We start from the raw sequence: 12880 nt of genomic DNA, 5'->3' as shown, positions 1-12880 counted from the left end.
TCATGGCGCTTAAAAAGTTTCTTGAAGACATCGAGCATCACTTTGAGCCGGGCGGCAAACACGAGAAGTGGTTTGCCTTGTATGAAGCGGCGGCAACGCTGTTTTATACACCAGGTCTAGTGACAAAGAAAAGCTCACATGTCCGTGATAACGTTGACTTAAAACGTATCATGATCATGGTTTGGTTTGCGGTATTCCCAGCAATGTTCTGGGGTATGTACAACGCTGGCGGCCAAGCCATCGCTGCTCTTAACCATATGTACGCAGGGGATCAACTTGCGGCTGTGGTTGCGGGTAATTGGCATTACTGGTTAACAGAAATGCTTGGCGGTACCATCGGAGTAGACGCGGGCGTGGGTAGTAAAATGCTACTTGGCGCAACCTACTTCCTTCCTATCTACGCGACGGTCTTCATCGTTGGTGGTTTCTGGGAAGTGCTGTTCTGTATGGTGCGCAAGCATGAAGTCAACGAAGGTTTCTTCGTGACCTCCATTCTGTTTGCTCTCATCGTTCCACCGACGCTTCCATTGTGGCAAGCCGCTTTAGGTATCACCTTTGGTGTTGTCGTCGCAAAAGAGATCTTTGGTGGTACAGGCCGTAACTTCCTCAACCCAGCATTGGCGGGTCGTGCGTTTCTATTCTTCGCTTACCCAGCTCAAATCTCGGGTGACGTTGTATGGACGGCGGCTGACGGTTTCTCTGGCGCGACTGCATTGAGCCAATGGGCTCAAGGTGGTAATGGTGCCTTGATGAACACCGTGACTGGCGCGCCGATCACTTGGATGGATGCCTTTATTGGTAACATTCCAGGTTCAATTGGTGAAGTATCGACATTGGCACTGATGATCGGTGCTGCGATGATCGTTTACATGCGTATTGCGTCTTGGCGCATCATTGCCGGCGTGATGATCGGTATGATCGCAACCGCAACGCTATTTAACGTGATTGGCTCTGATACCAACCCTATGTTTAACATGCCATGGCATTGGCACCTGGTTCTAGGTGGTTTTGCATTCGGTATGTTCTTTATGGCAACAGACCCAGTGTCGGCTTCCTTTACCAACAAAGGTAAATGGTGGTACGGCGCGCTCATCGGCGTGATGTGTGTTCTGATTCGTGTCGTCAACCCAGCGTACCCAGAAGGTATGATGCTGGCGATACTATTCGCGAACCTATTTGCACCTCTGTTCGACCATGTAGTAGTTGAAAAGAACATCAAGCGGAGACTAGCACGCTATGGCAAGTAATAACGACAGCATTAAAAAGACGCTGGGTGTTGTTATCGGGTTGAGCCTGGTTTGTTCAATCATCGTTTCAACAGCAGCGGTCGGTCTGCGTGATAAGCAGAAAGCGAACGCGGTTCTCGACAAGCAGAGCAAGATTATCGAAGTGTCTGGCATCGACTCTCAGGGCCAAAAAGTCCCTGAGCTCTTTGCTCAGTATATTGAACCTCGTCTTGTAGACTTCACTACCGGCGATTTCGTTGAAGGTAACGCAGCGACATTCGATCAGCGTAAAGCGGCGAAAGATCCAGCGGAGTCCATCAAGCTTGACGCGGCAGACGACAAAGCGAAAATCTTGCGTCGCGCGAACACAGGCGTGGTTTACCTCGTGAAAGATGGCGACTCTGTCTCTAAGGTTATCCTTCCGGTTCACGGCAACGGCCTATGGTCGATGATGTACGCGTTCGTCGCGGTTGAAACGGATGGCAACACAGTGGCAGGGATTACTTACTACGAGCAGGGTGAAACCCCGGGGCTTGGTGGTGAAGTAGAAAACCCATCTTGGCGTGCACAGTGGGTCGGCAAGAAACTGTTTGACGACAACCACAAGCCAGCGATTAAAGTCGTGAAAGGGGGTGCACCAGCGGGTTCTGAGCACGGTGTTGACGGCCTTTCAGGTGCAACGCTAACAAGTAACGGTGTTCAACACACCTTTGACTTCTGGTTAGGTGATATGGGCTTCGGTCCGTTCCTAGCAAAAGTTCGTGACGGAGGTCTGAACTAATGTCTAGTGCACAAAACGTGAAAAAGAGCATCTTAGCGCCGGTGTTGGACAACAACCCGATCGCGCTACAGGTTCTCGGTGTCTGTTCTGCGCTTGCAGTAACGACCAAACTTGAGACAGCTTTTGTTATGACGCTGGCGGTAACCTTTGTTACGGCATTGTCGAACTTCTGTGTATCTCTGATTCGTAACCACATCCCTAACAGTGTGCGTATTATCGTCCAAATGGCGATCATCGCCTCTTTGGTTATCGTGGTTGACCAGGTGTTGAAAGCCTACCTCTACGACATCTCAAAGCAGTTGTCGGTTTTCGTAGGTCTGATCATCACTAACTGTATCGTTATGGGCCGTGCAGAAGCATTTGCAATGAAATCTGCGCCTCTGCCGTCTTTGATTGACGGTATCGGTAACGGTTTGGGTTACGGTTTCGTTCTGATCACTGTTGGCTTCTTCCGTGAACTGTTTGGTAGCGGTAAGTTGTTTGGTCTAGAAGTTCTGCCATTGGTGAGCAACGGCGGTTGGTACCAGCCAAACGGCCTGATGCTCCTAGCACCTTCGGCGTTCTTCCTGATCGGCTTCCTAATTTGGGGTATTCGTATCCTGAAACCAGAACAAGTCGAAGCGAAGGAGTAAGGTCGTCATGGAACATTACATTAGTCTGTTAGTTAAATCGATTTTCATCGAGAACATGGCGCTCTCTTTCTTCTTGGGTATGTGTACCTTCCTGGCGGTATCCAAGAAAGTAAAGACGTCATTCGGTCTAGGTGTGGCGGTTGTAGTGGTATTGACCATTGCGGTTCCTGTGAACAACCTAGTCTACAACCTAGTATTGCGAGAGAACGCGCTAGTCGAAGGCGTTGACTTGAGCTTCCTTAACTTCATTACCTTCATTGGTGTGATTGCAGCGTTAGTACAGATCCTAGAAATGGTTTTGGACCGTTTCTTCCCACCTTTGTACAACGCATTGGGCATCTTCCTACCGTTGATCACCGTAAACTGTGCGATCTTCGGCGGTGTATCTTTCATGGTACAACGTGACTACAACTTTGCCGAATCTGTCGTGTACGGTTTTGGTTCTGGTGTGGGCTGGATGCTCGCGATCGTCGCTCTTGCAGGTATCCGTGAGAAGATGAAGTATTCTGACGTTCCTCCAGGACTACGTGGTCTTGGCATCACCTTCATTACTGTGGGTTTGATGGCGTTGGGCTTTATGTCTTTCTCTGGTGTTCAACTGTAAGTCGGGTAAACCGCAACAATTAAGGAATAGTCAATGGACATTATTCTTGGTGTAGTGATGTTTACTCTGATTGTACTGGCGCTAGTACTAGTGATTCTTTTCGCTAAGTCTAAGCTGGTACCAACAGGTGACATTACAATTTCTGTGAACGATGACCCGAATCTGGCGATCGTTACACAACCAGGTGGTAAGCTACTTGGCGCTCTAGCGGGCGCGGGTGTGTTCGTATCTTCTGCCTGTGGTGGCGGTGGCTCATGTGGCCAGTGTCGCGTTAAAATCAAATCCGGTGGTGGTGATATCCTGCCAACCGAGCTAGACCATATTACTAAAGGTGAAGCTCGTGAAGGTGAGCGTCTTGCCTGTCAGGTCGCGATGAAAACCGACATGGATATCGAGTTACCAGAAGAGATCTTCGGCGTTAAAAAGTGGGAATGTACCGTTATCTCTAACGATAACAAAGCGACATTCATTAAAGAGCTTAAGCTGCAAATCCCAGATGGCGAGTCTGTACCTTTCCGTGCAGGTGGCTACATTCAGATTGAAGCACCCGCTCACCACGTGAAATACGCTGACTTCGATGTACCAGAAGAGTACCGTGAGGATTGGGATAAGTTTAACCTATTCCGCTACGAGTCTAAGGTCAACGAAGAGACGATCCGTGCATACTCAATGGCTAACTACCCAGAAGAGCACGGGATCATTATGCTGAACGTACGTATTGCTACGCCGCCGCCTAATAATCCTGAGGTACCACCTGGTATCATGTCTTCTTACATCTGGTCGTTGAAAGAGGGCGACAAGTGTACGATCTCTGGTCCATTCGGTGAGTTCTTCGCGAAAGATACCGATGCGGAAATGGTCTTCGTCGGTGGTGGTGCGGGTATGGCGCCAATGCGTTCTCACATCTTCGATCAGCTTAAGCGTTTGAACTCCAAGCGTAAGATGTCTTTCTGGTACGGCGCACGTTCTAAGCGCGAAATGTTCTATGTGGAAGATTTCGATATGCTGCAAGAAGAGAATGACAACTTTGTTTGGCACTGTGCATTGTCCGATCCAATGCCAGAAGACAACTGGGATGGCTACACAGGCTTTATTCACAATGTCTTGTACGAAAACTATCTGAAAGATCATGAAGCTCCAGAAGATTGTGAGTACTACATGTGTGGTCCACCGATGATGAATGCGGCCGTTATTGGCATGCTAAAAGACTTGGGTGTAGAGGATGAAAACATCCTACTCGATGACTTTGGCGGTTAATAGTTCGCGCCTCTAAAACGATGGCTGGCTCTTTGAGTCAGCCATTTTGCATTCCACACGACCCGTTTATACCTGACTGGATAAACCAACCCGAAACCCAGGAGTTTTTTGTGAAAAAGTGGCTTGTTGCGTTTGCTTCCCTACTGATACTGGCAGGGTGTGAACAGCCCGTTGAGCAAATACATTTAAGCGGCCCAACGATGGGGACGACTTACAACATCAAGTACCTCAATACCGAAGGGCTGCCTGAACCTGAAGTCATTCAGCAAGAGGTTGATCGCCTGCTTGAGGAGGTCAACGACCAAATGTCGACCTATCGTAAGGACTCAGAGCTCAGCCGTTTTAACCAAAGTGAAAGTACGGAGCCTTTTCCCGTGTCGCCACAAACGGCGTTGGTGGTGAAAGAAGCCATTCGCCTCAACGGTCTTACTCTAGGTGCATTGGATGTGACGGTTGGGCCTTTGGTTAACTTATGGGGATTCGGGCCTGAAGCGCGCCGTGAAGTGGTACCAACCGATGACGAGCTGGCGGAGCGCCAGGCCAGAGTGGGGATTGAGCATCTGCATGTTGAGGGCAATACCCTGCGCAAAGAGATTGCCAATCTTTACGTCGACTTATCAACCATCGCCAAAGGTTGGGGAGTGGATGTGTTGGCGGATTACATCCAATCCATCGGTGTCGATAATTACATGGTTGAAGTCGGCGGTGAGATTCGCCTCAAAGGCGTAAACCGTGAGGGTGTCGGCTGGCGTATCGCGATCGAAAAACCTTCGGTCGATGAGCGTGCGATTCAAGATATTATTGAACCCGGCGATATGGCGATTGCCACATCAGGTGATTACCGCAACTATTTTGAGCGTGATGGGGTTCGCTACTCCCACATCATCAACCCTGAAACGGGTAAACCTATAGACCATAAAGTGGTATCGGTGACGGTTTTACATCCTTCGTCAATGACCGCAGATGGGCTGGCGACGGGTCTTATGGTATTAGGTGAAGAAGAGGGAATGAAGGTGGCAGAAGCGCATCAGATCCCGGCACTCATGATTGTAAAAACAGACGATGGTTTTAAAGAGTTCGCTTCGTCTACCTATAAGCCATACTTACATCAATAAACGGCAAGAGAGCATGTCACTATGAGTACATTTATTATCACCTTCGGTGTTTTCATTGCAGTGATTGCAGCCATGTCTATTGGCTACATAGTGCAAAAGAAAGTGGTGAAGGGCAGTTGCGGCGGTTTAGGTGCTGTGGGCATTGAAAAAGTGTGTAATTGCCCTGAGCCTTGTGATGCGCGTAAAAAACGCGAAGCAAGAGAAGCGGCGCGAGCAGAAAAGCTGGCCGCTTGGGAAAAGGACCGTATTGCCTAACCGTTATTCGCTAACGGTTATTCCCTAATGGTTATGAGCCAAGGTCATTGGCTGACGACTTGATTGCGACCATTCGCTTTTGCGGTGTAGAGTCGATCGTCAGCCACTTTTATTTGGCCATCAAGGCTCGCCTCAATACAAGAAACGCCGATGCTGATAGTGACATTGATGGTGTCGTCAGCGTAATGAATCGGCGTCTTTTCGACTCGGCGGCGCATACTATCGAGCCGCTTTACAAAGTCGTCATACGGTTGGCAAGATTGAATACAGAACTCTTCTCCGCCAAATCGGGCGACAATATCTTCCGGAAAATAGATCTTTAGGATGTTGGCGACCATAACCAATGCCGCATCACCGCCATCGTGGCCGTAGTTGTCATTTACTCGCTTAAAGTGATCAATATCGAGCATTGCAATGTTGCGTTTTTCGCAGCCATCACACACTTGATCAAACAAAAAACGGCGATTCCATAAGCCTGTTAGTGCATCTTGGTTGGCGAGTTTATACAGCTCATCCGTGGCCTCTTTCATATCAAGCAACTGGTGAACACGGCAATAAAACTCTTCTTGATTGAAGGGCTTAGTCAGAAAGTCATTCGCCCCAGCTTTAAGAAATTGCGCGGTTAAGGTTTTGCTTCCCGTACCGGATAAACCCAGTACCGCGAGCTGATTCTTGGTGTAAGTCTGGCGCAGTTCCCTTGTCATCATCACGCCGTCTTTTTCCGGCATGTCATGATCGGTGATGATAAAGGTAATGTCTGGGTTCTGCGCAATCAGTTCGAGCGCTTGCTGGCCATTTTCTGCTTGAGTGGTTTTGATGTATTGATGTTCCAATAGCTGCGCGACATGGCGACGAACGGTGGGGGAATCATCAACCACCAAGCCATGATGATTTTCGTTGTTGAGCAAGCGTTTGGCGAGTGGCAGCAAATAAGACACTGAGGCCATGCTGTCTTTGAGGATGTAATCCATCACCCCTTTGGCAATAAATCGTTCCCGTGCTTGCTCATTAAAAGTGGCGGTAAGGACGATGACTTTCTGTTCATGAGAAAGAACCAGATCAATCACTTCGCCATCTTGCGCATCTGGCAAACAGTAATCTAACACCGCGAAGCGAAACGACGGATGTGTCTCTAAAGTCTCTTTGGCTTGGGCATACGATTCGACACCAATCACGTGACAGCCGAGTGAGGAAAGTTGTTGAGTAAGATAGTTGCGATAGGCGCGGCTATCCTCTACGACCAACACTTTATTATTCAACGTGGTGCTCCTAATCTATATTTCACCTGTTAATAATAACTGTATCTCATTAACTTGCGAATCTTTTAACAATTCTCAAACCAAAATTCGGCTTTGTGGTTGTGGGAAGATAAATTATACTGTTTAGATATACAGTTTTTGGTTCAGAAGGCGATGAGGAAGATCATTCACATTGATATGGATTGCTTCTTCGCTGCGGTCGAGATGCGTGATCACCCTGCTTATCGTGGGCGTCCTCTGGCCGTCGGAGGCAGCGAAAAGCAACGTGGAGTGATCAGCACGTGCAACTACGAAGCGCGCCAGTTCGGCGTTCGCAGTGCCATGCCAACCGCACAGGCACTGAAGCTGTGCCCGCATCTATTGGTTGTACCCGGTCGGATGCAAGTTTACAAAGAGGTCTCAGCGCAGATCCGAGAGATTTTCGCGCGCTATACGCCGCTCATCGAACCTCTCTCTTTGGATGAAGCTTACCTTGATGTGACGCACTCCCCCCACTGCCATGGCAGCGCTACCCTAATTGCGCAAGCGATTCGACAGGATATCCATCAGGAGCTCAATTTGACCGCCTCAGCCGGTATTGCGCCTGTGAAGTTTCTCGCCAAGGTAGCCTCAGACATCAATAAGCCGAATGGCCAGTGTGTGATCCCACCGCAGGATGTGCAACGCGTCGTGGACAGTTTGCCGCTAGAGAAAATCCCCGGTGTCGGCAAGGTAAGTTTAGAGAAGCTGCATCAAGCGGGCTTTTATGTTTGCGAGGACATAAAAAACAGCGATTATCGTGAACTGTTGCGCCGTTTTGGGCGCCTCGGGGCGTCCTTATGGAACAAGAGTCAGGGGATTGATGCACGTGAAGTCGTGACAGAGCGAGAGCGAAAGTCTGTGGGTGTGGAGCGCACGTTCAGTCATAATATTCACAGCTATGATCAATGCTGGCAAGTGATTGAAGAGCGACTCTTCCCAGAGCTGGAACGGCGCTTAGAAAGAGCGTCACCGGATAAAGGGATCATCAAACAGGGCATCAAAATGAAATTCGCCGATTTCCAACTCACCACCATTGAGCATGGACACAATCAATTGGAGTTGGCGTATTTTAAGCAATTGCTTAGTGATATATTAACCAGACAACAAGGCCGGGAGATTCGCTTGCTTGGATTAAGCGTGATGTTGAAGCCTGAAGAGCAAACCAAGCAGCTGAGTTTCTTCTAAATGTTGACACAGGGGCAGCATAACACTGACAAAACCCTGCTAGCGTCAGCAAAAAAGACATAGGTAAATCATGATGAGAAAAATCGTATTGGTATTGGCACTCAGTGCTTCGGCACCTACGCTCGCGGCTCAATGCCATATTGGGCTGCAAAATGAGATTCACCTCAATGAACGTCAGCTAGAGATCCATCAAACCAGTGGTGACAGTGCGGTGGTGGATGGGAATAACGAATTGACCATTCACGGCGAGCGCGTACCGCTCAGCGCCGAGCAGAAAAAAGCCATTGAAGAATATAAACAAAACCTCAATAGCTATGTGCCTAAAGCAAAGCAGTTAGCCCAAGATGGCTTAGCGTTAGCGGACGATATTATTGATGATATTGCCGATAGCTTTGATACACCCGACGCCTTTGAGGGGGTCAAAGCATCACTGCGAGCCTTCTATGAGGATATGGAATCGAGATATTACAACGACGGTGATCTTATTTTGCCGGCGCAAAGCTTTCGTGAAATGGCGCAAACTTGGGCAGAAGATTTTGAAAAAGCCAAAGCACTATTTAACCAAGAGTTTATTACCAGCAGTTTTGCTGCGCTTCAGGCGAAGATGACCGCCGAAGGCGGGATTAACCTCACCGAAATGGCGGAAACCATGGCCGAACTGAAAGAGCGTATTGCGGCTCGGTTGGATGAGCATGGTACTCAGTTGCAGAAAAAAGGCGATGCATTGTGTGATTCATTAGAAGAGATGGTCGAGCAAGAGCAGCAGCTGCATCAACAGATCCCAGAGTTAAAAAACTATCCGGTCTTTACCATCTAACCCTACTTTTTATCTTTTCTAATAATAATGAAGATGCTTGTAAAATTACCTTTACTAGCATCTTCTTTGTTTTCTATGTCACTAAGCTAGAGAAATGTAGTCCAGCAATTGAAATGGCCAGTGTTTATCTATATTGTACCAGTCAACTAGTTCAATGGTGCAAAGTGGTATGGCACAAACAGACAACGTACAAGCTCGTGAGCACTTTGGTTCACGTTTAGGATTCATTCTTGCAGCGGCTGGCGCGGCTGTGGGGTTAGGGAATATTTGGGGTTTTCCAACCCAAGCGGCAAGCAACGGTGGCGGGGCATTTCTATTGGTCTATTTGATCATGATCTTTGTCGTCGCCTTTCCGATGCTAGTGGTTGAAATGGCAATTGGTCGTCATGGTCAAGCAAACCCCATTGATAGTATGCGCTCACTTCACTCTCACCCTATGGCAAAAAACATCGGCTCCATGGTCGGTTGGGTTGGTCTGAGTGTCCCGTGTGCTGTGCTCGCTTTTTACAGCATCGTTGGCGGGTGGTTGATTTGCTTCTTGTTCGCGGCGGTGTGTGATCTGGCAGGGCTTGACGCCCAGAGTGCATGGTTCAAAGGCTTTAGCATCGAGCGTAACCTATTGGGTACTGTGATCTTCTATGTTCTAACTATTTTGATTGTTCAAGGTGGTGTTAAACAGGGCATCGAGAAATGGTCGACTCGGCTCATGCCTGCGTTGTTTGTGCTCTTCGCTTTGCTGTTTGTCTACATCATGACCCAAGCGGGCGCAATGGAAGGTCTCAAACACTATTTGGTGCCAGATTTCTCTAAGATTATGGATCGTAAGCTGATTTTAGCAGCGATGGGGCAAGGTTTCTTCTCGCTAACCATAGGGGGATGTTCCATGCTGATCTATGGCTCTTACCTGAGTAAAAAAGAGAACTTGCCAAAGATGGCCATGAACGTCACCTTGGTTGACACCGCTGTCGCTTTTATTGCGGGATTGGTGGTATTGCCTGCCATGTTTGTGGCGATGCAAAAAGGTGTTCAGATCTACGCTGAAGATGGCTCATTACTCAGCTCGGATACCTTGGTGTTTACGGTACTGCCGTTGATGTTTGAAAGCTTAGGGCTTCTTGGGCAACTCTTTGCTGTGGTGTTTTTCTTGTTGCTGACCATTGCCGCGTTGACCTCCTCAATCTCGATGCTTGAGTGCCCCGTTGCCTTAGTCGGCGAACGTTTCGGTACGGGGAGAGCGGCGACCAGTTGGTGGTTGGGCGGTGCGATAGCGTTAGTCAGTGTGGTTGTGGTGTATCACTTCTCTGCCTTATTTGGCTTAGTCGCGATGGTCGCCACGCAGTATCTGCAGCCGATGGCGGCGTTAATGTTCTGTCTCTTTGGTGGCTGGGTTTGGAGTCGTCAAGGGAAAGTTCGCGAGCTAGAGCAAGGGTATCCAGAGTTTAGCCTGGGGTGGTTTGGCAAAGTATGGCCAGTGTATGTCAAATTTGTCTGCCCTCTGCTTGTCGCGACGGTGATCTGGGCATCATTCGGTTAATCATAGATTGAATGAAACGACAGCCCGCGTTTGCGGGCTGTCGTGTATTTGGTGATGGGCTAGGCTCTCAGGAGGGTGAGTTGATTTGCCCTGTCGTCAGCATCTCTGAATCCGTATCGAATACGTCTTCGATGAATTCTTCCACCACTTGTTCCACCTCATCCTCATCTTCATCAAAATAGGCGAGGTGAAAAATGGCATCCCCTTCATTGACCAAAGGCAAGGTTTGCTGGCCGATGACAATACCAGCTTTGCGGGCCTTAAGCTCAATTTCCCCATGTCCTAGCGGCGCGCTGATGTAGGCAAGGATTTGACCTTTCTCAACTTTCTCACCCAGCGTCACCACGGTACGTAAGATGCCATCATTCTCTGCTCGCAACCAACTGGTTGATTTGGCGATAACCGATGTTGGGCGTTTTTTACGACTTGCTCTGAGCATACCGATCGCTTGCATCACACGCTGCACGCCAAGAAAGCCAGCACTGATGCAGATTGGCTCAAAGCGCAGCGCTTCTCCAGCCTCATAGGTCAGCACTGGAATACCCAAACGTTCAGCTTCACTACGCAGTGAACCATCCCGCAGCGGCGCATCAACAATCACCGGCGTTGCAAACGCTTGGGCAATGCGCAATGTTTCCGGATTACTTAAATCGGCGCGAATCTGCGGTAAGTTGGTGCGATGTATGGCCCCAGTATGCAAGTCTAGGATGTAGTCACAGCGTTTGGCGACCGTATCAAAGAAGGTATGTGCCATACGAGACGCGAGCGAGCCTTTCTCACTCCCTGGAAAACAGCGATTCAGATCGCGTCTATCCGGAAGATAGCGAGACTTATGGATGAAACCAAACACGTTGACGATCGGTACGGCGATCAATGTTCCTTTGAGCTTACTGGCGTCAATGGTATTGATCAGCTGTCTGACCACTTCGACCCCGTTGAGCTCGTCGCCATGAATGGCCGCGTTGACCATCAATACCGGTCCGGCAAGTTGACCATTAACCACTTCCACTGGGATAGAGAGCGGAGAGTGGGTATAGAGTTTTGCCGCTTCGAGTTCGACAATTTTGCGCTCCCCCGGTGCGATGGTCTCACCGAGAAAGTCGAACGCGCGATTCCTTTTAGCCTTTGCCACGAGTTTTTGTCCCTTTTATCGCCGCATTTTTTTCAATAAAGTCGATGATCATCCCTGCAATGTCTTTACCTGTTGCGGCTTCAATACCTTCAAGACCAGGAGATGAGTTCACTTCCATCACCAGTGGCCCACGTTCTGAGCGCAACAAATCCACGCCAGCGACGTTAAGACCCATGATTTTGGCCGCAGCAACCGCAGTGCGGCGCTCTTGCGGCGTGATTTTGACGAGTGATGCGCTGCCGCCTCGATGCAGATTAGAGCGAAATTCGCCTTCCGCCCCTTGACGCTTCATCGCGGCGATCACCTTGTCACCAATCACAAAACAGCGAATATCGGCGCCGCCGGCTTCTTTAATGTACTCTTGGACCATGATGTTGGCCTTCAAGCCCATAAACGCTTCAATCACACTTTCGGCTGCTTTTCGTGTTTCAGCAAGCACTACGCCAATACCTTGTGTTCCTTCTAGAAGCTTGATCACAACAGGTGCACCGCCGACCATCTCCAACAAATCTTTCACATCATCTGGTTTGCTGGCAAAACCGGTGATCGGCATACCGATGCCTTTACGAGAAAGTAACTGCATGGAACGAAGCTTATCTCTAGAGCGGGTGATCGCCACGGACTCGTTGACCGGATAGACACCCATCATCTCAAATTGACGCAACACAGCGGTGCCATAGAACGTCACCGAGGCGCCAATACGAGGAATGATGGCATCAAACCCTGACAGCTCTTCGCCTTTGAAATGAATTTCAGGTTTGTCTGAGTTGATATTCATGTAACAACGTAGAGCGTCAATAACCTTCACTTCGTGGCCGCGTTCTTTTGCTGCCTCGATTAAACGCTTGGTCGAGTAAAGTTTAGCGTTACGAGACAGAACACCGATTTTCATGCTGTGATTTCCTAATAGGGCAATACTCATCCGGCGATGGTCTCCGAATGAGTGCAAACAAAACAATAGAAACTCAGATGCCAGAGCGAGCACCTGTGACTTTTAAGATAAAGAGTCAGCGCGAAAAAGTGGCAATATTGACGCCTCAGCGCTGTAAGGACGCGAACCTT

At 49.0% G+C, this 12880-nt stretch carries 13 protein-coding genes; 10 read left to right on the top strand and 3 right to left on the bottom strand.

The features are described from left to right. Positions 1 to 2: 2 nt before the first annotated feature. The 7 genes from AC6R10_RS08125 to nqrM all read left to right on the top strand — a co-directional run bounded on the left by AC6R10_RS08125 (position 3) and on the right by nqrM (position 5870). Positions 3 to 1247 (top strand): NADH:ubiquinone reductase (Na(+)-transporting) subunit B, encoded by a 1245-nt coding sequence (locus tag AC6R10_RS08125; RefSeq protein WP_334554396.1) that lies wholly within the window; start codon positions 3 to 5, stop codon positions 1245 to 1247. After that, positions 1237 to 2007: a Na(+)-translocating NADH-quinone reductase subunit C gene (locus AC6R10_RS08120; protein WP_334554398.1), complete on the top strand. Its 771-nt coding sequence runs from the start codon at positions 1237 to 1239 to the stop codon at positions 2005 to 2007. Before AC6R10_RS08125 ends, AC6R10_RS08120 begins: the two co-directional genes overlap by 11 nt. Beyond that, positions 2007 to 2639, top strand: coding sequence for an NADH:ubiquinone reductase (Na(+)-transporting) subunit D (locus AC6R10_RS08115; protein WP_500671946.1), 633 nt, complete (start codon positions 2007 to 2009; stop codon positions 2637 to 2639). The genes AC6R10_RS08120 and AC6R10_RS08115 overlap by 1 nt, the downstream gene beginning before the upstream one ends. Positions 2640 to 2646: 7 nt before the next feature. Then, entirely contained in the window at positions 2647 to 3243 is a 597-nt protein-coding gene (gene nqrE, locus AC6R10_RS08110; protein WP_014232790.1) for an NADH:ubiquinone reductase (Na(+)-transporting) subunit E, read from the top strand. 33 nt (positions 3244 to 3276) lie between these two features. Next, entirely contained in the window at positions 3277 to 4500 is a 1224-nt protein-coding gene (gene nqrF, locus AC6R10_RS08105; protein ID WP_334554404.1) for an NADH:ubiquinone reductase (Na(+)-transporting) subunit F, read from the top strand. Between the two features lie 110 nt (positions 4501 to 4610). Further along, positions 4611 to 5615, top strand: coding sequence for an FAD:protein FMN transferase (locus AC6R10_RS08100; protein WP_500671945.1), 1005 nt, complete (start codon positions 4611 to 4613; stop codon positions 5613 to 5615). A 21-nt stretch (positions 5616 to 5636) separates the two neighbouring features. Further along, positions 5637 to 5870: a (Na+)-NQR maturation NqrM gene (nqrM, locus tag AC6R10_RS08095; protein WP_334554408.1), complete on the top strand. Its 234-nt coding sequence runs from the start codon at positions 5637 to 5639 to the stop codon at positions 5868 to 5870. 44 nt (positions 5871 to 5914) lie between these two features. Here nqrM and AC6R10_RS08090 read toward each other — a convergent pair whose 3' ends face one another. Next, positions 5915 to 7129: a GGDEF domain-containing response regulator gene (locus tag AC6R10_RS08090; protein WP_500671944.1), complete on the bottom strand. Its 1215-nt coding sequence runs from the start codon at positions 7127 to 7129 to the stop codon at positions 5915 to 5917. Positions 7130 to 7282: 153 nt separating this feature from the next. On the opposite strand from AC6R10_RS08090, the gene dinB reads away from it, so the two are divergent. The 3 genes from dinB (at position 7283) to AC6R10_RS08075 (ending at position 10686) form a co-directional block, all read left to right on the top strand. Then, positions 7283 to 8335 (top strand): DNA polymerase IV, encoded by a 1053-nt coding sequence (gene dinB, locus AC6R10_RS08085; protein WP_487901294.1) that lies wholly within the window; start codon positions 7283 to 7285, stop codon positions 8333 to 8335. 73 nt (positions 8336 to 8408) lie between these two features. Beyond that, positions 8409 to 9152: a DUF2884 family protein gene (locus tag AC6R10_RS08080; RefSeq protein WP_500672025.1), complete on the top strand. Its 744-nt coding sequence runs from the start codon at positions 8409 to 8411 to the stop codon at positions 9150 to 9152. Between the two features lie 169 nt (positions 9153 to 9321). Next, on the top strand, positions 9322 to 10686 hold the full coding sequence (locus tag AC6R10_RS08075; RefSeq protein ID WP_500671943.1) for a sodium-dependent transporter: 1365 nt from the start codon (positions 9322 to 9324) through the stop codon (positions 10684 to 10686). A gap of 67 nt (positions 10687 to 10753) precedes the next feature. On the opposite strand, the gene AC6R10_RS08070 is transcribed toward AC6R10_RS08075, so the two are convergent. After that, complete coding sequence (locus tag AC6R10_RS08070) at positions 10754 to 11818, bottom strand: succinylglutamate desuccinylase/aspartoacylase family protein (RefSeq protein WP_500671942.1); 1065 nt, start codon at positions 11816 to 11818, stop codon at positions 10754 to 10756. Continuing rightward, on the bottom strand, positions 11805 to 12710 hold the full coding sequence (gene rimK, locus AC6R10_RS08065) for a 30S ribosomal protein S6--L-glutamate ligase (protein WP_334554418.1): 906 nt from the start codon (positions 12708 to 12710) through the stop codon (positions 11805 to 11807). Before rimK ends, AC6R10_RS08070 begins: the two co-directional genes overlap by 14 nt. Between the last annotated feature and the right edge of the window lie 170 nt (positions 12711 to 12880).

The sequence above is a fragment of the Vibrio sp. R12-SG2-ISO1 genome (assembly GCF_059834045.1).
Note: the sequence above shows the minus strand (reverse complement) of the source record. Positions and strands in the feature narration are given on the sequence as shown.

What these genes read in the sequence shown, in the direction of transcription:
- AC6R10_RS08125 (WP_334554396.1), top strand. Translation starts at nt 3, where the DNA reads ATGGCGCTTAAAAAGTTTCTTGAAGACATCGAGCATCACTTTGAGCCG.
- AC6R10_RS08120 (WP_334554398.1), top strand. Translation starts at nt 1,237, where the DNA reads ATGGCAAGTAATAACGACAGCATTAAAAAGACGCTGGGTGTTGTTATC.
- AC6R10_RS08115 (WP_500671946.1), top strand. Translation starts at nt 2,007, where the DNA reads ATGTCTAGTGCACAAAACGTGAAAAAGAGCATCTTAGCGCCGGTGTTG.
- nqrE (WP_014232790.1), top strand. Translation starts at nt 2,647, where the DNA reads ATGGAACATTACATTAGTCTGTTAGTTAAATCGATTTTCATCGAGAAC.
- nqrF (WP_334554404.1), top strand. Translation starts at nt 3,277, where the DNA reads ATGGACATTATTCTTGGTGTAGTGATGTTTACTCTGATTGTACTGGCG.
- nqrM (WP_334554408.1), top strand. Translation starts at nt 5,637, where the DNA reads ATGAGTACATTTATTATCACCTTCGGTGTTTTCATTGCAGTGATTGCA.
- dinB (WP_487901294.1), top strand. Translation starts at nt 7,283, where the DNA reads ATGAGGAAGATCATTCACATTGATATGGATTGCTTCTTCGCTGCGGTC.
- AC6R10_RS08080 (WP_500672025.1), top strand. Translation starts at nt 8,409, where the DNA reads ATGAGAAAAATCGTATTGGTATTGGCACTCAGTGCTTCGGCACCTACG.
- AC6R10_RS08075 (WP_500671943.1), top strand. Translation starts at nt 9,322, where the DNA reads ATGGCACAAACAGACAACGTACAAGCTCGTGAGCACTTTGGTTCACGT.
- rimK (WP_334554418.1), bottom strand. Translation starts at nt 12,710, where the DNA reads ATGAAAATCGGTGTTCTGTCTCGTAACGCTAAACTTTACTCGACCAAG.